Source organism: Roseovarius sp. BRH_c41 (assembly GCF_000961715.1).
GTDB lineage: Bacteria > Pseudomonadota > Alphaproteobacteria > Rhodobacterales > Rhodobacteraceae > Roseovarius.
Map to the genome: position 1 here is coordinate 176159 of NZ_LADY01000064.1, position 18277 is coordinate 194435.

Consider the following 18277-nt stretch of genomic DNA (forward strand, 5'->3'; position numbering starts at 1 on the left):
GGAGTGAGATTTTCATGCAAAGAATAATCGTCTGTGTGCTCGCGCTCTTGCCGCTTCCGCTCTGGGCCGAGACTTTGGGAGAGGTTTGGCCGCTGCAAACCCATGCGGTGCCGTTCGATTATGAAAGTGCCGCGCAGCCCTTGGCCTATCGGCCGCTGGACAGGGCGGCATCGCGCTGGACGATCTGCGTGTCCTATCCGCATCTCAAGGATGCCTATTGGCTGTCTGTGAATTACGGCATGGTGCAAGAGGCCGAGCGTCTGGGGGTCGGCTTTCGTCTGGTCGAGGCGGGCGGCTATCCCAATCTCGCGCGGCAGATCGAGCAGATCACGGAGTGTGTGGCGCAGGGGGCCGATGCGCTGATTGTGGGCACCGTGTCGTTTGACGGGTTGACGCCGACGGTGCAGGCGCTGTCGGAAAAAGTGCCGGTGATCGCCGCCGTCAATGACATTGCCGATCCGGGGATTGCGGCCAAGGCGGCGGTGTCGTGGTACGAGATGGGGGCAACGGCCGGCCGCTTTATCGCCGCGCGGCATCCCAAGGGCAGCGCGCCGGTGCGGCTGGCGTGGTTTCCGGGGCCGGAGGGGGCGGGCTGGGTCGGCTTTGTCGAGGCCGGATTCCGCGAGGCCATCGCAGAGAGTTCGGCCAGCATCGCGCTCACCAAATATGGCGACACCGGGCGCGAGATTCAGGTGACGCTCATTGAGGAAACGCTCGATAGCGGGATTGAGATCGACTATCTGGTGGGCAGCGCCCCCACCGCCGAGGTGGCGGTGTCAATCCTGCGCGCGCGCGGCTTGCAGGACCGGATCAGCATCGTGTCGGATTACATGAGCCATGCGGTGTTTCGCGGCATCCGGCGGGGGCGGATTCTGGCGGCGCCCACGGATTTCCCGATCATGCAGGGCAAACTGGCCATTGAAATGGCGGTACGGGCGATTGAGGGCAGGTTGGAGCTGCGCCACGCGGGGCCAAAGATCCAGTTGGTGACCTCTGACATGGTGGACAACACCGATCTGGCCGAGACCCTCGCCCCGGCCAGCTTCATCCCGGTGTTCGAAATGGAGTGACGCGGGGTGTCGAGTTCTTGGCATCGAACCATTCGTACACGATACCGCAGAGTTGAACAGAAATGGCGTGACATACGCAGAGCTTGTTGAAAGGCTGCTGGTCATTGGAATCAACGATGAGGAATTGAGTGTTGCGGACGAACTATCCCAAGGGAAGTTTAGCGGAGCGTTTTTGTTGTAATGTTTAAGCGTGATTGGGTGAAACCACTTGTATTTGGATTAGCGGTTCTCGCGATAATTTCGGTTTGGGCCTCTTATTATGTCGGGTCACAAATAGGCGAAGCCAGAGGCGAGCGCGATCAGCACAACGCAAGCTATCAAAGGCACGCCGACGCCAAAATTCGCGGCACCTGCTTCACAGGGCAAAGTGTCAACATTGCGGAATGCGTATCGAAAATAATAAATGCTACAAATGAACAACGGCGCGCTCAGGACGACCTAATAGCACAGTCTGAAATGGCGCGATGGACGTTGTATATGCTGATAGCCACTATTGTAATGGCCGTCATAACTTTCGCTGGTGTAATCTTTGTCTGGTTCACCCTTCGAGACGCTAGAGAAATGGGGCAAGCGCAAGTTCGGGCCTATTTGATGTGCACCGGTGCGACGTATAGGGTTGATAAGAGTTGGGCAAACTGTGAAGTTTTTATTCAGAATTTCGGACAATCCCCGGCAAAGTCTTGTATAATACGAGCCCGTCTAATTATGATCACACCGTTTGTTTATCCCATTGGAACTACGGATATCAGGCCGACTAACTTTATCTCAGGTGTCGAGACGGGTACGGGAACAATGATTCCCGTGGGCCTTGGGGACGGCATACCACTCCCAATTTGCTGGATTGATAGCGGCATACCTAACGCCGTTTTTGATGCATATAGGACCAGCGACAGAATATTCGATATTGAGTTAGATTTGGAGTGGGTTGACGTGTTCGATAACTCGCAAAGTATCAGAGTTAGGCTCACAGTATCCTCGACCGTTGCCCCCGATGCAGCCACTCACAATCAGCGGACTGGCAAAATGACTGCCAAGGTATTCTCCGGCGATGGTATCGTGGAATGGGAACGGGGTGGTCGGTTCAAGATCAGATGACAAAACGCCAAGTGTCATTGCGAAAGCAATGCTTAGCGCCAGCACCTCAATCATCGCTCAGCTCTCCGCTGGCATGATACTTTTGAAACTTGAGGGCGCACGACGCATGATTTTTTCAGTATTGCACGACACCTTAAAATCCACCGCCCGTCGCGCCAGTGTCATTCCAAAAAGTGGCCCGCCATCAGTGCAACGAGACGGGTCATACCAGAGTCATGCCTTCAGCACGATCGCATCGCGGCTGTGCCTGAGAAGCGATGTCTCCGTGCCTTGGAAAATAGGTAGAACGCCAAATCTGGCCTCCCCCAACTCCAATCCTCACCCTTCACCCTACGCGCTTCTCGCGGCCTTGCGGCGCTCGACGCGGCTGCGGATGGCTGCGACATCGGTGACGGGCGTCGCCGCAAAGAGGGCGCGGGTGTAGGGGTGTTGCGGGTCGGCAAAGAGCGCCTCGCGGCTGCCCTGCTCGACCGCTTCGCCCTTGGAGATCACCATCACCTCATCGGCAATGTAGCGCACGACAGATAGGTCATGGCTGACAAAGACATAGGTCAGCTCGAACTCCTCCTGCAAATCGGCCAAGAGGTTGAGCACCTGCGCCTGCACCGAGAGATCAAGCGCCGAGACCGGCTCATCCAGCACCAGAAGCGAGGGGTTGAGCATGAGCGCGCGGGCAATCGCGATGCGCTGCCGCTGACCGCCCGAGAACATATGCGGGTAGCGGTTGAAATGCTCGGGCTGCAAGCCGACCTTCTTGATCATCGCCTCGGCGCGGTCGCGGCGTTCGGAGCTTGGCATATCGGTGTTGATCACCAAGGGTTCCATCAGCACATTGCCGATTTTCTGGCGGGGATTGAGGCTGCCATAGGGGTTCTGGAACACCATCTGCACCTTGGAGCGCAGGACGGGGCCGGGGCGTTTGCGGGCAATATCGACCGGGTGGTCGTCAATCCGCAACTCGCCGCCCGACGCAGCGTCGATCAGGGCAATGATCCGCGCGAGGGTCGATTTGCCCGAGCCGCTTTCGCCGACAATGGCGAGGGTCTTGCCCTTGTCGACCTTGAAGTCGATGCCGTTGAGGGCGCGCACAGAGCCGGCGCGGGCAAAGAGGCTGCCGGGCACGGCATAATCCTGCACGATGCCGCGACCTTCGACAACGGGGGGGATGGCTGCGGCGGTCATCGGGCGGTCTCCTGCGCAAAGAAATCAGAGACCGTGGGCAGGCGGTCGCCAGTCGCATGTTCCGGCAGCGCCGAGAGCAGGGCGCGGGTATAGGGGCTCTGAGGGTTTTCAAAGAGCGAGAGCACATCCGCCTCTTCCATCTTTTTCCCCTGATATTGCACCACCACCCGGTCGGCGGTTTCGGCCACGACGCCCATGTCATGGGTGATCAGGATCAGCGCCATGCCGTAATCCTCTTGCAGTTTCATCAAGAGATCGAGGATCTGTTTCTGGATGGTCACGTCGAGGGCCGTTGTCGGCTCATCCGCGATCAGAAGGCGCGGGTTCGAGGCGATGGCGATGGCGATCATCACCCGCTGGCATTGCCCGCCGGACATCTGATGCGGATAGGCTTTGATCTTGGCCTCCGGCTCGGGGATGCCCACGGCGCGAAAGAGGTCGAGCGCGCGGCTTTGGGCATCGCGCCGCGAGAGACCAAGGTTGAGGCGCAGCACCTCTTCGATCTGAAATCCCACAGTGAAGGACGGGTTGAGCGAGGCGACAGGTTCCTGAAAGATCATGGTGATCTCGCGGCCAATGAGGGTCCGCCGCTCTGAGGCGGAGAGGTTCGAGATGTCGCGCCCGTCATAGGTCATTTCATCGGCGGTGATGCTGGCGGTATCGGGCAAGAGCCCCATGACCGCGAGCATCGAGACCGATTTGCCCGAGCCGCTTTCGCCGACAATGGCCAGCACCTCGCCGCGGTCGACATGCACGTCGATCCCGTCCACGGCCGTAAAGCTGCCGGTGGCGGTGGCGAATTTGACGGTCAGGTTCTTGATGTTCAAAAGCGCCATACCGTCAACTCCGCTTCAGCTTGGGGTCAAGCGCATCACGCAGCCCGTCGCCCATGAGGTTGATCGCCAGCACCGAAATCAGGATGGCGAGGCCGGGGAATGTGACAACCCACCACGCGCGCAGGATGAATTCGCGCGCCTCGGCCAGCATGGTGCCCCATTCCGGCGACGGCGGCTGTGCGCCCATGCCGAGAAAGCCCAGGGCGGCGGAATCGAGCACCGCCGAGGAAAAGGACAATGTTGCCTGCACAATCAGCGGTCCAAGGCAATTGGGCAGGATGGTCTTGAACATCAGGCGCAGATTACCCGCGCCCGCCACGCGCGCGGCACTGACATATTCGCGCTTCATCTCGGACATGACAGCAGCGCGGGTCAGGCGGGCGAAATGCGGCTGATAGACAATCGCGATGGCGATCATCGCATTGGTCAGCCCCGGCCCAAGCACCGCCACCAGCACGAGCGCCAGAAGGAGCGATGGGAAGGCCAGGATCACATCCATCATCCGCATGATGACGCTGTCGATCCAGCCGCCAAAGAACCCGGCCAAAAGGCCGATGATGACGCCACCAAAGAGAGCGATGGAGACCACCACGATACCGATGAAGAGCGAATATTGCGCGCCAAAGATCAGGCGCGAGAGCATGTCGCGCCCGACCGCATCGGTGCCAAGCAGGAACTGCGTGCTGCCACCTTCGGCCCAGACGGGCGGCACGAGCAGCGCCTCGCGGTATTGCGTGGTGGGGTCATGCGGGGCCAGAGCAGCGGCAAAGACGGCCGTCAGCACCAAGCAGATAAAGACCGCCAGACCGATGACCGCGCCGCGGTTCTGGCTGAAGTAGAACCAGAATTCAGCCAGCATGCGACGGCGGATTGCCGCGTCGGACAGTTTCACCGGGGCGGCAAGGTTGGATGTATCGCTCATTTCACACGAATCCTCGGGTTGATGAGGCCATAGGTCAGATCGACCAGCAGGTTGACGATCATCACGAGCGCCGCGATGAGCAAGAGGCCGGATTGCACCACCGGATAATCCCGGCGCGAGATGGAATCGATCATCCATTTGCCGATGCCGGGCCATGAAAAGATGGTTTCGGTCAGGATCGCACCGGCCATCAGCACCCCGATTTGCAGGCCAATGGTGGTGACCACCGGCACCATCGCATTGCGCAGGGCATGGATGCCGATCACGCGGTATTGCGGCATGCCCTTGGCGCGGGCGGTGCGGACGTAATCCTCGCCCATCACTTCGAGCATGGCAGACCGGGTCTGGCGGGCGATGACCGCAAGCGGGATGGTGGCCAGCACCAGCGACGGCAGGATGAGGTGACTCAGCGCCGAGGTGAACGCCCCCTTTTGCCCCGAGAGCAGGCTGTCGATCAGCATGAACCCGGTTGCATCGGGGAAGTAATACAAGAGGCTTATGCGCCCCGACACCGGCGTCCAGCCCAGAATGCCCGAGAAAAAGATGATGAGCAGCAGCCCCCACCAGAAAATCGGCATGGAAAACCCGACGAGGGCGAGGGTCATGGAAATCTGGTCAAACCAGCTTCCGCGTCGGATGGCGGCAAGCACGCCGACGGTAACGCCGATCACCGTGGCGATGAGAATGGCGCAGAGGCCAAGTTCGACGGTCGCGGGAAAGAGGGTCAGGAATTCGTCCAGCACCGGCTTCTTGGTCACGAGCGAATTGCCCATGTCGCCCTGCAAGAGCCGTCCGAGGAACTCGAAATACTGCATCACGATGGGCTGATCATAGCCCAATTGTGCGCTCAGTTCGGCATGCCGTTCGGGCGTCACGCCACGCTCACCCGCCATCAGCAGCACCGGATCACCGGGCAGGATGCGCACGAAGCTGAAGGCGATGATGGTGATCCCGAGAAACGTCGGGATCAGGTAGAGGAGTTTGGACAGGATGAATCGGATCATGCGCCGCTTTCCTTTGAAAACGCGCGAGGGCCAAGCCCCCGCGCGTTCGGTTTCAGATCAAGACGATCCGGTTATTCGGCAAGGTCAACGGTCTCGAAGGTGAAATCACCCAAGGGGCTCATTTTGAACCCGGAGACCTTGGTCGACATCGGCACATATTGGGTCGAGTGTGCGATGGTGAACCACGGGGCTTGATCCTTGAAAATCACCTGCGCCTGTTCGTAGAGCGCGGTCCGCTCTGCGGGGTCGGCGGTGATTTTGGCATCCTTGAGCAGCTTGGAGAACTCCTCGTTGCACCAGAAGGCGCGGTTGGCACCGCCTTCACCAGCGGAATCGCAGGACAAGAGCACCGACAGGAAGTTGTCGGGATCGCCATTGTCCCCGGTCCAGCCCAGCATCACCGCACCGTCACGGCCTGCTTCCATCGACTTTTGCAGATACTCGCCCCATTCATAAGACACGATCTCGACCGTGACGCCAACCTTGGAGAGATCTTCCTGCATCAGTTCTGCCGAGCGACGCGCGTTGGGCATATAGGGGCGCTGCACCGGCATCGCCCAGATTTTCATCGAGAGGTCGGTCACGCCCTCTTCCTCCAGCATCTTCTTGGAGGCTTCGGGATCGTAGGGGTCATCCTCGATCGCATCGTTATAGGACCACATGGTTGGCGGAATCGGGTTCTTGGCGGGGGCAGCCGCCCCTTGGAACACCGCGTCAACGATGGCGTTCTTGTTGATCGCCATGTTCAGCGCCTTGCGGACGCGGGCGTTGTCAAACGGCGCAACGGTGGTGTTATAGGCCAGATAGCCCACATTCAGACCGGCCTGTTCGTCCAGTTTGAGGTTGGGGTCTGCCTTGATCGTCTCGATATCAGCCGGGGCCGGATAGGGCATCAGGTGGCATTCGCCAGCCTTGAGCTTTTGCAGGCGCACGGCCGCGTCGGGCGTGATGGCAAAGACCAGATCATCAATGATCGCGCCCTCGCCCCAATAGTCGGCGTTCTTGGTGTAGCGGACAACGGCGTCCTTTTGATAGGCTACGAACTTGAAAGGGCCGGTGCCGATGGGCAGGTTGTTGAGGTCTTCCTTGGTGCCTGCGGCGTCAAGCGTATCGGCATATTCCTTGGACACGATCGAGGCAAAAGGCATCGCGATATTCGCAAGAAACGGTGCCTCGGGCTGGTTCAAGGTGAATTTGACGGTGTAGTCGTCGATTTTCTCGATGGATTTGATCAGCTCGGGCATCGCCATCGAGGTGTAATATTCATAGGTCACACCGGCGATATACTGGTGCCACGGATGATCGGCCGACCCCTGACGCTCGTAGGAAAAGATCACGTCATCAGCGTTAAAGTCACGGGTGGGCGTGAAGTTGTCGTTCGCGTGCCATTTGACACCCTCGCGCAGATGAAAGGTGTATTCGGTGCCGTCCTCGGACACGTCCCAGCTTTCCGCAAGGCCCGGTTCGACCTCGGTCGTGCCTTTCTTGAATTCTGTCAGGCGGTTGTAGATCGGATGCGCAGAGGCATCGAAAGTGCCGCCAGCGGTAAAGGGCGCGGGATCAAAGCCCTCGGGCGAGGCTTCGGAGCAATAGACAAAGGTTTTGGCCTCGGACATCGTGGCGGTCAGCGCCAGAGCCGAAGCGCAGAGCAATAGGTGTTTCACGCGTGTTCTCCTTGTTGGATTTGGTAAGATTGCGCCGGTTTGCCCGGCTGGTGCCAGAGCGACATGTTGTGTTGTCGCTCAGGGAATGTCGGATTTTGAAGTCTCCGCGACAGTGCGCGGCACATAGGACGAGGGGGTTGCGCCATGCAGCATCTTGCCGGTCCAGAGCAGACGCGCCCAATGCGCGCTGACGTTGGACCAGGAATGCGGATGCTGGCCCAGATAGTGCATACTGTCCCCGGCGCGCAGCAGGAATTGCTGACCATTGACCACTTGAAGGATCTCGCCGTCGAGCACAAAGATCAGCTCTTCGCCGGAATGCTGCACGGTTTCGGACTGATAGGCGGGCGGCACATTGAGGACGAAGGAGGTCAGCTCATGACCCGGAAACTCGGCCCCGATCTGTTCATAGATGATGGAGGTGCCGGAAATGGAAAACTGCGGGCGTGTCTCGGCGCGGGTCACGCTATCCGCCTGTCGCGGGGTGGCGATGAAATGGTCGATGCTGACATCCAGCGCCGCCGCGATTTCGGCCAGCGTGCCCAGGGTGGGCACGGCATTGTCGCGTTCGATCTGGCTGAGATAGCTCACCGACACTCCACATCCGTTGCTGAGATCCTGCAAGGTCATCGACATGCGCTGCCTGCGTTTTCGTATGCGGCGGCCCAAGGCGAGTGGCGCACCGGCAGGTGAATAGGTCATCGGCGTCCTTGGGTCAGAAGGCGTTTCTTGGCCACACCTCAGACGAAATGCAAAGCCATTGCAACAAAAATTTTTGCCTCTGGAAAATTTTTTGCCACCGAATCGGACCTATATCGCACTACAGCCCTGGGTTGACGCCCATTGGATCAGTCAGGCAACGGGCGCACCAGCAGATCGCGGGGCATATCCGAGAAGACCTCGGCCCCCTCGGGCCGCAGAATCACGATTTCCTCGAGCCGGAGACCAAAGCGCCCCTCAAGATAGATGCCCGGTTCGATGGAGAACACATTGCCCTCTGCCAGCGGGGTATCTGCGGTGGCGGTGATATAGGGCGGCTCGTGGATGTCGATGCCAAGGCCGTGGCCGGTGCGATGCAAGAAGCGGTCGCCATAGCCTGCGGCGGTGATCACATCGCGCGCCGCCTTGTCGATATCGCGCGCCAGAGCGCCGGGGCGCGCGGCGTCCAGCGCCGCCCGGACGGCCTGATCGACCACGGCAAAAACCTCGGTATAGGTGGCGTCGGGCGTGCCGAAATAGCCGCAGCGCGTCATGTCCGAGGGGTAGCCGTTCAGGCGGCAGCCGGTATCGAGCAACACGGGCATGTCGCGCTCTAGCCGCGTCATGCCGGGCGTATGGTGCGGAAAGGCCCCCGACGGGCCAAAGCAAACCGAACAGAATTCCAGCGTCGCGCCATGCGCGCCATAGAAATCCTGAATGACCTGCACCAGATCGCGCTCGGTCATGCCCGTGCGGAGCGCCTCGAACGCGGCCTGCACGGCTTGGTCATTGAGGCGATGCGCGGCCTTGATCGCGTCGAACTCGGCGGCGTCCTTGCAGGCACGCAGCGCGCCGACCGTATCGTCGGTAAACCGGCGGGTCGGCGTGTCGAGATGGTCAAGCAGCAAAAGCGAGAAATCCGTACGCATGGTCTCATCCAACACCACCGACAGGCCGGGGCGCGCAGCGTCACAGGCGCGCAAAACATCGTGCAGCGCCGCCAGCGGGCCTTCGTCATCGCGCCACATATGAAATGGCAGATCGGTCGATTGCCGCGCCGAGGCGGCATTGAGCGAGGGCATGAGAAACCCGGCATACGTGCGGCTGACCAAGAGCATCACGGGCCGCTCATCGCCATGCGGATGCACGCCCGAGAGCCATGCCATATGGCTCGACGGTCCAAGCGCCACCAGATCGGTGCCGGTGGCTTCCATACGGGTGCGTAGGGCAGAGAGGCGGGATTGGGCGAGCGGAAAGCGGGTCATTGCGGCTCCTGCCGGATTGGATCTTGGGCGGGTGCGACGCGCAGCGCAGCGAATCAACCCGGATGCCGCGACAATAGAAGACAATCCGGGGCGTCACACGGCCCTTCTGAGCGTCGCGGACCGCGCCGCCTACTCAGGCTGCCGGGTCAGGTCAGCCACGGTTTTTGATCCGTTCCGGCAGGAACGTGGCCGCGCTGTGTGATATGGCCTTGTGTGACAGGGCGAACGGGTAGATTTCTGTTGCAAGCGCCGGATCAATCGTAATTGGTGGTATGGGGAAAAAGGGCGAGACATGGCGAAAAGCGCAACGATCAAGACCGCAAAACCACACGTGGCTGCGGCCCCCACGCCGGTTCTCAACCTGCCGATGTCCCGCGGCAATCCCTATCAACGGTTGCTTTATTCCGCCGAACACGCCGCGTTTTGCGCTGAACCGTTCAACAAGACCGAGATTGTCGATCTGCCCAAAGTGCTGGCAGAGGGGCAACGGCTGCTGCATCTGCATTGGGATGATCTGATTTTTGGCCGGTCCCGCGACAGTGCGGCCAATGCCAATGACGCCGAGCGTGATCTGGCGGCGCTCGAGGCGTTCAAGGCCGGTGGCGGGCGTATTCTGTGGACGGTTCACAATCGCAGCCCGCACCGGGACGTGGACCCCGCGACCTTTTGCGCCGCGCGCGCCCGCGTTGTCGCGCTGGCCGATCTGGTGCATGTGCATACCCCCGATGCGGCCCTGCATATGCAGCGCGACTGGGGCGTCGAGGCGGCGCGCCTGCGGATCATTCCGCACCCGAGTTACCTTGGTCATTACGAGGCGGAAGAGACCAGCCTGACGCGCGATCTGCCCAACTGCGCCGCGCGGTCGTTTTTGTTCTTTGGCGCGTTCCGGGCCAACAAGGGGCTTGATACGCTGGTCGATACCGCCAAGGTTCTGCTGCGGCGCGAGGTGCCGTTTCACCTGCATCTCTGTGGCCGGTCGGCGCGCAGTCACCAGAAATTGTTTCGCGATTTTCAGGGGCTGGACGCTATCGAGATCACGGATGAGGCGGTCCCCGATGAGGCCGTCGCCGGCATATTTGCGCGGGCGCAGGTTTTTGTTGCGCCGTTCAACACCCTGTTCACATCGGGGTCGGTGATGCTGGCACAGGGGTTTGGCCTGCCGGTGATCGGCCCGGCAACCGATGCGCTGCGCGACCATGTCGCCCCCGACAATCACGATCTGCTCTACGATCCGCAGGCACCGCGCGGCCTGTTGCGGATGATGACGCGCCTGGTCGAAATGCCGGACCAAGAGCTGCGCGTGCGGCGTCTGGCGGCGTTTGATTTTGCGCAACGGCGCGCGCCCGCGATCATCTCCGCACAGATGATGATGGTTCTGCAAGACCTGCACGACGGATCGGGGTCAAGCCTGCACGCGGTACAGGCGACGCCCCTTGCCGCGCCCGCACGCACTGATGCCCCCCCCGCAGAGCGCGCCAAGACGCGGCTGGCGGATCTGGTCAAGACCTTGGGGCTGACCGAGCCCCTGCGTATTCTCGACATCGGGGCCAACCCGATGAACCATGATGCGCCCTACAAAGAGCTGCTGGCCGCAGGCCATGCGCATGTGACCGGGTTCGAGCCGCAACCAGAGGCGCTCGCCGCGCTCAACGCGCAGAAATCCGCGAATGAGACCTATTTTCCCGATGTGGTGGGCGATGGCGAGACCCATCGGCTCAACCTCTATCGGGGGTCGGGACTGGCCTCGTTGCTTGAAATCCGACAGGCGACTCTGGATCACCTGCTGGGCCTGCGCCGTGCCGCGCGGCCCACCGGACATATTGACCTGCCCAGCCGCAAGCTCGATGAGATCGAGGGCATTGGCCGGGTCGATTTCCTCAAGATCGACGTGCAGGGGGCCGAGGCGATGATCTTTGGCCATGCCAAGACGGCGCTGTCCCAGACGCTCGCGGTCCAGAGCGAGGTGAATTTCTTTCCGCTCTATGACAACCAGCCTTCCTTTGGCGAGATCGACCGCATCTTGCAACATCACGGGCTGGTGCCGCATTCGTTCCTGCATATCGAAAAGCGATTGGTGCGGTCCAAGTGGTTGGGGCAGATCGAGGGGGCAACGCCACAGCAGATGCTGGATGGCGATATTCTCTATCTGCGCGACCTGTCACAACCCGATGCGATTGCCAGCGGGGATCTGCGCAAGATCGCGCTCTTGTGTGACACCTGCTATGGGTTTTCCGACATCACCCTGCGCTGTCTCGAAATTCTGGTGCAGCGCGGCGAGATCAAGACCAAGGTGGCGGAACGGTTCATCGACAGGGTTTAACGGTGCCCGTCTGCCCGTCGCGGCGGATGCTCACGTCAGGCGGGCGCGCAGTTTGTCGGTGCAAATTTCCATCAGCAGAACAATCGCAAAGATCGCCAGAATAATCATCGAGGCGTTGCGGTACTGAAAGAGGTCAAAGGCGACCTTGAGTTCCTGACCGATCCCGCCCGCGCCGACCAATCCCAGAACGACCGAAGACCGCACCGCCTTTTCCAGCGCGAAGAGCGAGGAATTGATCAGCGAGGGCAGGATATCGGGCAGTATCGCCCCGATGAGGATCGAAGGGCGATTGGCCCCAATGGCGGCCAACGCCTCTTGCGGTTCCTTTTCCGCGTCCTCCATTGCCTCGGCAAAGAAGCGACCGCAAAAGCCGATGGTATCGACCATGATGGTCATCGTGCCCGCCACTGCCCCAAGCCCGATCGAGGCCACAAAGAGCAGCGCCCAGACCAGATCCGGCACGGTGCGCAGAAAGGAAATAAACGCCTTGACCAAAATATTCCCCCGCCCGAGCGGCGACACTCCCCGCGCGGCGCACCACGCGATAGGCAGGCTGACAACAATGCCAAGGACCGCGCCCACGAGAGCGATTTGAAAGGTCTCGATCATGCGCAGCGCGACGCGGGCCAGAAAATCCGGCTCCAGATTGGGTGGCAACATCCGGCCAATCAGGTTCGCCATGCCCGGCAATCCTTGGGCCAATTGTTGTGGAGAGGGGGCGACCTGACCCATGGAGACAAGGATGATGGCCCCGAGAGCGACCAACAAGACGAAATTCACCGCTGAAAACCGCCTGAACCTGTCCGGTGCCTGAAGGCGCTGATCAACCATCGAATGTGTCCCTGAGATCGGCTGGCGTGACCTTGGTCACGGGGCGGTCAAAGAACACCCGCCCCCCCTTGAGCGCGACAATCCGGTCGGCGTAGTCCATCGTATGCGCCATGTCATGCGACGTGTAGAGCAACGTGATGCCCTGAGTCCGGCACAGTTTGGTGAAGAGTTCCATGACATTAACCCCCGAAACCGGATCAAGGCTCGCGGCCGGTTCATCGGCGATGAGCAGACGCGGACGCCGCACAAGCGCGCGGGCAATGGCGACGCGTTGCTGCTGCCCGCCCGAGAGCGCATCGGCGCGGTGCAGGGCCTTGTGCGCGAGATCGACATCACCGAGCGCCTGCATCGCGCGGTCGCGCCACTCAAGGGGGGCCAGGCTATGCGAAAACGCGCGCCAGCTTCCGGGCTCGCCGAACAGGCCGTGAATGACATTGGAGAGAACCGACCGCCGACGCACAAGGCAATGTTTCTGAAAGACAAAGCCGGTCTGACGCCGCATGCGCAGACGGTGCGCGCGACCCGACTCTGGGCCGACCGGATGGCCAAAGCAGGTGAGCGTGCCGCCGGAGATCGGGTGCAGGCCAATCAGGCTCTTGAGAAGGGTGGATTTGCCAGAGCCGTTGGCCCCGATCAGGGCCACACGCTCGCCCCGGCGAATATCCAGATCAATACCGTCGAGCACGATGCCGCCCCGGCCATAGCCCTTGCTCAACCCGCGCGCCACGATCAACGGCGCAACATCGGCCTCGGCCTGCTGCGCGTCGCACCGGGTATCACCCTCAAGGTCAAGCATGGCCAATCTCCGGGTTGCAAAAGACCGGGGGCGCTGCCCCCGGCCGGATGGGGATGCCCCGTTCAGTTTCCGACGAAGGATTTGGTATCCACACCGATGGTCGCATACATCGAGCGGACATAGTCGTAATCGCTGTCCTCGACCTCGGTCAGAAAGAAACCGCCCTTGAACTTCTGGTTGTCCTCTCCGGTCAGGATGGCCGCCATAAGTTCCGGTGCGTGATCGACAAAGGCGGATTTGACCGCGGCCACGGCATCAGCATCCGCATCAGAGCGCGCCACGAGGATGTCATTGGGCAGATCGCGGCCACGGGCGACGACGGTAAAGGACACCTCGGGAAAGGCTTCGCGAATGCGGCCAAGGTGGCTCTCGTTCATGCCAACGGCGGCAACATCGCCGCGAATGAGCGCCTCGATTGCGGTGTTGCGCGAGATGATCTGCGGCTGGTAGTCCGTGTTATAGGCCAGACCGAAATCGGCCAGCACCTGCGCGGGTCCAAGATGCTGCGACGTCGAGCCGACAGAGCCAAAGGTCACGACCTTGCCCTTGATATCCTGCACCGATTTGATCGGCCCATCCGACAGGGTGACAATCTGGGCGTAGTAATTGGGGCGCTGCCAGGCGGTCACGATCCGGGCGTCGGTCAACTCCTTGATCACGACATATTCCGCAGGACCAGTCAAAACCAGATCGACCTGATCCTGATTGAGCGCCTCAACAGCGGCGGTGCGGGAACTGACAGCGAAAAGCTCGATCTCTTGGCCGGTCAACTCTTCGAGTTTCGCTTCGAAGGCGCCGAATTCCTGTTGCAGGGTTTCGAGCCCTTCGATGTCGGTGACGGCAAACTTCAGCGGTTCTGCCACGGCAGGCAGGGCGCTGGCGAGGGATACCGCAGTGGCGGCGAGCAGGGAACGGATCATGGGGGTCTCCAGGATGTTCGGGGCTGAATCTAGGTTGTTGTGTACACAGGAACGTCACACAACCGAGGCATATGGGATTCGGTTGACACTTTCGTGACACGGGGACTTGCGACACCATGACGACAAACTGGACACTCACCGGCGGACAGACCCTCTTGGGCGAGCGTTTTGCCGATCAGCCGCTGAATATCACCAACGGTGTGATCACGGCAGAGCCCGCCGAGCGGGCCGAGATCTATGACGCCAGCGGGCGTCTGATCCTGCCGGGGATCATTGACCTGCATGGCGACGGGTTCGAGGCGTTGGTGCAACCGCGCCCGGGGGTGCATTTCCCCTATGATCTGGCCTATCGCGAGGCGGATGCGCAACTCATCTCCAACGGGATCACGACCGCCTATCACGGATTGACGGTCTCGTGGGAGCCGGGTCTGCGCGACATTGCCATCACGCGCGCGCTGCTTGCGGCGCTGGAACGGGTGGCACCGATGCTGGCCTGCGACACGCGGTTGAACATCCGCTGGGAAACCTTTGCCATCGACCATGTCGATGAGGTGCTGGGCTGGCTGGCGCGGCGACCAAGCGATATCCTGTCGCTCAACGATCACACCAGCGCCAATCACAAACTGGGCGAAGACAGCGCCAAGCTCAAGCGGATGGCGGTGCGCATGGGCCTTGCGCCCGCCGATGCCAAGGCTGCAATTGCGGCGGTGCTGGCGCGACAAGATGAAGTGCCGGCGGCGATGGACCGGATTTGTGCAGGGGCCACCACGCTTGGCCACCCAGTTCTGTCGCATGACGACATGACCGTCGAGGATCGGCGCGCGGGGCGCGCGCGCGGCGTGACGGTGGCCGAATTTCCGATGTCCAAAGAGGCCGCCGCCGAGGCGCGGACGGCGAATGAGCCTGTGATCCTTGGCGGACCCAATGCCCTGCGCGGCGAGAGCCACAATGGAGCGCTCTGCGCAACGGCGGCGATCCGGGCGGGGCTCTGCACCGTGCTTGCATCGGATTATTACTATCCGGCGCCGTTTCATGCGGTGTGGCGGCTGCACGAGGCTGGCATCCTGCCGCTGTCACAGGCTTGGGCGCTGGTGTCGGCCAATCCGGCGGCGGCGGCAGGACTAGATGACAGGGGCACGCTCGGACCCGGCAAGCGGGCGGATGTTCTTGTTGTGAACCCGCAAACCCGCAAGATCGAGGCGGTGTTTGTCCAAGGCAGAAAGGTCCTGACCCGTGGCTGACCTGACAGCGCTAGCGCAGGCGGAGACAGATCTCGCCCGGCTGGGGGGGCTGGCCTATGACGCCCGCTCCGAGCGCCCGATCTGGTTGCAGATCTATGACCGCTTAGCGCGGGCAATCGACGGGGCCATCGTGACCCCCGGCAGCCGCCTGCCCGGCGAGGTGCAATTGGCCGAGATGTTCCGGGTCAACCGCCTGACGATGCGCCGCGCGCTCGCACTCTTGCAGAGCGAAGGCAAATTGCAGGCGCGCAAGGGCGTGGGCATTTTCGTGCGCCCCGTGCCGCGTGCCTTTGTGATCCGCAACGACATGCGCTTTGCCGACTCGCTTATCGGGTGCGAGGCGCAGGTGACATCACGCACCCTGAGACTTGAGCGGGCCGCACCCAGCCCCGAGGCGGCGCGCCTCTTTGATCTGAGGCCGGGGGATCTGGTGATCGTGCTGCACCGGATGCGTCTCTTGGACGGTGCGCCGATCTATTTCACGCGCAAGGAACTGCCCGCGCACCGCTTTCCCGAATTCGAGCGGATCTACACGATCGGTCAATCGGTCAGCGCGGTTTACAAGGCAGCGGGAATTCCGTGGTTTCGCCGCGCCGAAACCCGTGTGAGTGGCGGCTTTGCGCGGCCTGATGAGGCGGAAATCCTCTGCCTCAACGACAATACCCCGGTGCAATATGTCACCGCCATCAACCGCGATCCGGAGGGCACGGCGATCGAGTTCAACCGGGGCTGCTGGCCGATGACCAGCGTCGAATTCGTGTTCAAATCACCACCGAGCTAGCCCGGTCCGGGATGCGGCTCAGCGCCAAATCTTCGGCCTGCGCCCGCAACAGGAATTTCTGGATCTTGCCGGTCGACGTGCGCGGGATGGGTAGAAAGACAAAGTGGCCGGGAACCTTGTAGGGGGCCAGATGATCGCGGCACCATGCCCGCAGGGTTTCGGCATCCGCCACCTGCCCCTCGGTCAGTTCGACAAAGGCGCACGGGGTCTCGCCCCATTTCTCATGCGGCATGGCGACCACGGCCGTCACGGCCACTGCCGGATGACGATAGAGCGCCTCTTCCACCTCGATGGACGATATGTTCTCGCCGCCCGAGATGATCACATCCTTGGAGCGGTCCTTGAGCTGGATATAGCCATCGGGATGTCGCACACCCAGATCGCCCGAGTGGAACCAGCCGCCAGCAAAGGCGTCTTGCGTGGCCTGCGGATTGCGGAAATAGCCCTTCATCACGACATTGCCGCGAAACATGACCTCGCCCATGGTCTGCCCGTCGCACGGCACCGGCGTCATGCTTTCGGGGTCCATCACATCGAGCCCCTCAAGCGCCAGATAGCGCACGCCTTGGCGCGCCTTGAGCTTGGCTTGCTGCGCGGCGGGCAGAGCCGACCACTCGTCATGCCAGTCGTTGACGACCGCCGGGCCATAGGTCTCGGTCAACCCATAGAGATGGGTCACGTCAAAGCCCGCGTCTTTCATCTCCGCGAGCAGTTTTTCGGGCGGCGGTGCGGCGGCAGTGAAAAATTGCACCCTGTGATCCAAGGCGTGCTTCACCGTCTCTGGGGCCGAGATCATCAGCGACATGACAATCGGCGCACCGCAGAGATGTGTCACCCGCTCTTGCGCCAGCGCCTCCCAGATCGGGTCCGCGCGCACTTGGCGCAGACAGACATGCGTGCCGATGATCGCCGAGAGCGTCCAGGGGAAACACCAGCCGTTGCAGTGGAACATCGGCAGGGTCCAGAGATAGACCGCATGTTTGGCCATCGAGGTGGTCAGCGCATTGCCCTGCGCCAAGAGATAGGCCCCCCGGTGATGCGACACCACGCCCTTGGGGTCACCCGTCGTTCCAGAGGTGTAGTTGATCGAAATCGCGTTCCATTCATCCTCTGGCATCAGCCAGTCGAACGCCGGATCACCCGCTGACAGGACTATCTCGTAGTCCTCTGCATCGGTCGCAAACTCCGAACCGCTGAACTCCGGGTCGTCATATTGGATCAGGAGCGGGGTGACGTTCGCCAGCGAGAGCGCGTCTTGCATCAGCGGCATAAATTCGCGGTCCACGATCACCACCCGTGACAGGGCATGATCCAGTTGAAAGGCGATGATGGCCGCGTCGAGCCGCGTGTTGATCGAATGCAGGACCGCGCCACACATCGGCACGCCGTAGTGGCATTCCAGCATCGCGGGCGTATTGGCCAGCATCACCGACACGGTATCGCCGCGCCCCAATCCCCTTGCGCTCAGCGCCGAGGCCAATTGCCGCGAGCGCGCGTAAAAATCGGCGTAATTGCGCCGCAGCGCGCCGTGCACAATTGCCGTGTGATCGGGAAACACACTGGCGGCACGCTCCAGAAAACTGAGCGGTGTCAGCGGTTGGTAATTCGCGGGGGTGCGGTCAAGGCCGGTGTTATAGGGGTTCGGTGTCAT

17 protein-coding genes are annotated in these 18277 nt (G+C 61.3%); 6 read left to right on the plus strand and 11 right to left on the minus strand.

The window, feature by feature from the left end; genetic code table 11:
- Positions 1-14 precede the first annotated feature (14 nt).
- The 3 genes from torT to VR71_RS20870 all read left to right on the plus strand — a co-directional run bounded on the left by torT (position 15) and on the right by VR71_RS20870 (position 2165).
- On the plus strand, positions 15-1070 hold the full coding sequence (gene torT, locus VR71_RS20865) for a TMAO reductase system periplasmic protein TorT (protein ID WP_045686403.1): 1056 nt from the start codon (positions 15-17) through the stop codon (positions 1068-1070).
- 52 nt (positions 1071-1122) lie between these two features.
- On the plus strand, positions 1123-1251 hold the full coding sequence (locus VR71_RS25350; protein WP_296430713.1) for a DUF6471 domain-containing protein: 129 nt from the start codon (positions 1123-1125) through the stop codon (positions 1249-1251).
- Between the two features lie 296 nt (positions 1252-1547).
- Positions 1548-2165: a hypothetical protein gene (locus tag VR71_RS20870; RefSeq protein WP_296430715.1), complete on the plus strand. Its 618-nt coding sequence runs from the start codon at positions 1548-1550 to the stop codon at positions 2163-2165.
- A 330-nt stretch (positions 2166-2495) separates the two neighbouring features.
- On the opposite strand, the gene VR71_RS20875 is transcribed toward VR71_RS20870, so the two are convergent.
- From VR71_RS20875 to VR71_RS20905, 7 genes are all read right to left on the minus strand, one after another.
- Entirely contained in the window at positions 2496-3347 is an 852-nt protein-coding gene (locus VR71_RS20875; RefSeq protein WP_045686405.1) for an ATP-binding cassette domain-containing protein, read from the minus strand.
- Positions 3344-4183 (minus strand): ABC transporter ATP-binding protein, encoded by an 840-nt coding sequence (locus tag VR71_RS20880; RefSeq protein ID WP_009816026.1) that lies wholly within the window; start codon positions 4181-4183, stop codon positions 3344-3346. The genes VR71_RS20875 and VR71_RS20880 overlap by 4 nt, the downstream gene beginning before the upstream one ends.
- 4 nt (positions 4184-4187) lie before the next feature.
- Positions 4188-5105, minus strand: coding sequence for an ABC transporter permease subunit (locus VR71_RS20885; RefSeq protein WP_045686406.1), 918 nt, complete (start codon positions 5103-5105; stop codon positions 4188-4190).
- Positions 5102-6109, minus strand: a complete 1008-nt coding sequence (locus VR71_RS20890) for an ABC transporter permease subunit (RefSeq protein WP_045686407.1) — start codon at positions 6107-6109, stop codon at positions 5102-5104. Before VR71_RS20890 ends, VR71_RS20885 begins: the two co-directional genes overlap by 4 nt.
- 71 nt (positions 6110-6180) lie before the next feature.
- Entirely contained in the window at positions 6181-7725 is a 1545-nt protein-coding gene (locus VR71_RS20895) for an ABC transporter substrate-binding protein (protein WP_045686447.1), read from the minus strand.
- A 126-nt stretch (positions 7726-7851) separates the two neighbouring features.
- Positions 7852-8475, minus strand: a complete 624-nt coding sequence (locus VR71_RS20900) for a helix-turn-helix domain-containing protein (protein WP_009816030.1) — start codon at positions 8473-8475, stop codon at positions 7852-7854.
- Between the two features lie 146 nt (positions 8476-8621).
- Positions 8622-9737, minus strand: coding sequence for a Xaa-Pro peptidase family protein (locus VR71_RS20905; protein ID WP_045686408.1), 1116 nt, complete (start codon positions 9735-9737; stop codon positions 8622-8624).
- A gap of 292 nt (positions 9738-10029) precedes the next feature.
- Between VR71_RS20905 and VR71_RS20910 the strand changes: the two genes are divergently transcribed.
- Positions 10030-12057, plus strand: a complete 2028-nt coding sequence (locus tag VR71_RS20910) for an FkbM family methyltransferase (RefSeq protein ID WP_045686409.1) — start codon at positions 10030-10032, stop codon at positions 12055-12057.
- A 30-nt stretch (positions 12058-12087) separates the two neighbouring features.
- Here VR71_RS20910 and phnE read toward each other — a convergent pair whose 3' ends face one another.
- The 3 genes from phnE to VR71_RS20925 form a co-directional block, all read right to left on the minus strand.
- Complete coding sequence (gene phnE, locus VR71_RS20915) at positions 12088-12888, minus strand: phosphonate ABC transporter, permease protein PhnE (protein ID WP_009816033.1); 801 nt, start codon at positions 12886-12888, stop codon at positions 12088-12090.
- On the minus strand, positions 12881-13684 hold the full coding sequence (locus tag VR71_RS20920) for a phosphonate ABC transporter ATP-binding protein (protein WP_045686410.1): 804 nt from the start codon (positions 13682-13684) through the stop codon (positions 12881-12883). Before VR71_RS20920 ends, phnE begins: the two co-directional genes overlap by 8 nt.
- A gap of 62 nt (positions 13685-13746) precedes the next feature.
- On the minus strand, positions 13747-14604 hold the full coding sequence (locus tag VR71_RS20925; protein WP_045686411.1) for a PhnD/SsuA/transferrin family substrate-binding protein: 858 nt from the start codon (positions 14602-14604) through the stop codon (positions 13747-13749).
- Between the two features lie 116 nt (positions 14605-14720).
- Between VR71_RS20925 and VR71_RS20930 the strand changes: the two genes are divergently transcribed.
- Both VR71_RS20930 and VR71_RS20935 read left to right on the plus strand, forming a co-directional pair.
- Entirely contained in the window at positions 14721-15845 is a 1125-nt protein-coding gene (locus VR71_RS20930; RefSeq protein ID WP_045686412.1) for an alpha-D-ribose 1-methylphosphonate 5-triphosphate diphosphatase, read from the plus strand.
- The gene (locus tag VR71_RS20935) at positions 15838-16626 is read left to right on the plus strand and encodes a GntR family transcriptional regulator (protein WP_045686413.1); all 789 of its coding nucleotides are present in this window, start codon (positions 15838-15840) and stop codon (positions 16624-16626) included. The genes VR71_RS20930 and VR71_RS20935 overlap by 8 nt, the downstream gene beginning before the upstream one ends.
- On the opposite strand, the gene VR71_RS20940 is transcribed toward VR71_RS20935, so the two are convergent.
- Positions 16607-18277 carry an acyl-CoA synthetase gene (locus VR71_RS20940; RefSeq protein ID WP_045686414.1) on the minus strand — a complete coding sequence of 557 codons (1671 nt, stop codon included), beginning with the start codon at positions 18275-18277 and terminating at the stop codon, positions 16607-16609. The two genes, VR71_RS20935 and VR71_RS20940, sit on opposite strands and share 20 nt — an antisense overlap.

Bases quoted from the DNA above. Each gene is read 5' to 3' on its own strand.
- torT (WP_045686403.1), top strand. From the start codon at position 15: ATGCAAAGAATAATCGTCTGTGTGCTCGCGCTCTTGCCGCTTCCGCTC.
- VR71_RS20870 (WP_296430715.1), top strand. From the start codon at position 1,548: ATGCTGATAGCCACTATTGTAATGGCCGTCATAACTTTCGCTGGTGTA.
- VR71_RS20875 (WP_045686405.1), bottom strand. From the start codon at position 3,347: ATGACCGCCGCAGCCATCCCCCCCGTTGTCGAAGGTCGCGGCATCGTG.
- VR71_RS20880 (WP_009816026.1), bottom strand. From the start codon at position 4,183: ATGGCGCTTTTGAACATCAAGAACCTGACCGTCAAATTCGCCACCGCC.
- VR71_RS20885 (WP_045686406.1), bottom strand. From the start codon at position 5,105: ATGAGCGATACATCCAACCTTGCCGCCCCGGTGAAACTGTCCGACGCG.
- VR71_RS20890 (WP_045686407.1), bottom strand. From the start codon at position 6,109: ATGATCCGATTCATCCTGTCCAAACTCCTCTACCTGATCCCGACGTTT.
- VR71_RS20895 (WP_045686447.1), bottom strand. From the start codon at position 7,725: ATGTCCGAGGCCAAAACCTTTGTCTATTGCTCCGAAGCCTCGCCCGAG.
- VR71_RS20900 (WP_009816030.1), bottom strand. From the start codon at position 8,475: ATGACCTATTCACCTGCCGGTGCGCCACTCGCCTTGGGCCGCCGCATA.
- VR71_RS20905 (WP_045686408.1), bottom strand. From the start codon at position 9,737: ATGACCCGCTTTCCGCTCGCCCAATCCCGCCTCTCTGCCCTACGCACC.
- VR71_RS20910 (WP_045686409.1), top strand. From the start codon at position 10,030: ATGGCGAAAAGCGCAACGATCAAGACCGCAAAACCACACGTGGCTGCG.
- phnE (WP_009816033.1), bottom strand. From the start codon at position 12,888: ATGGTTGATCAGCGCCTTCAGGCACCGGACAGGTTCAGGCGGTTTTCA.
- VR71_RS20920 (WP_045686410.1), bottom strand. From the start codon at position 13,684: ATGCTTGACCTTGAGGGTGATACCCGGTGCGACGCGCAGCAGGCCGAG.
- VR71_RS20925 (WP_045686411.1), bottom strand. From the start codon at position 14,604: ATGATCCGTTCCCTGCTCGCCGCCACTGCGGTATCCCTCGCCAGCGCC.
- VR71_RS20930 (WP_045686412.1), top strand. From the start codon at position 14,721: ATGACGACAAACTGGACACTCACCGGCGGACAGACCCTCTTGGGCGAG.
- VR71_RS20940 (WP_045686414.1), bottom strand. From the start codon at position 18,277: ATGACACCGAACCCCTATAACACCGGCCTTGACCGCACCCCCGCGAAT.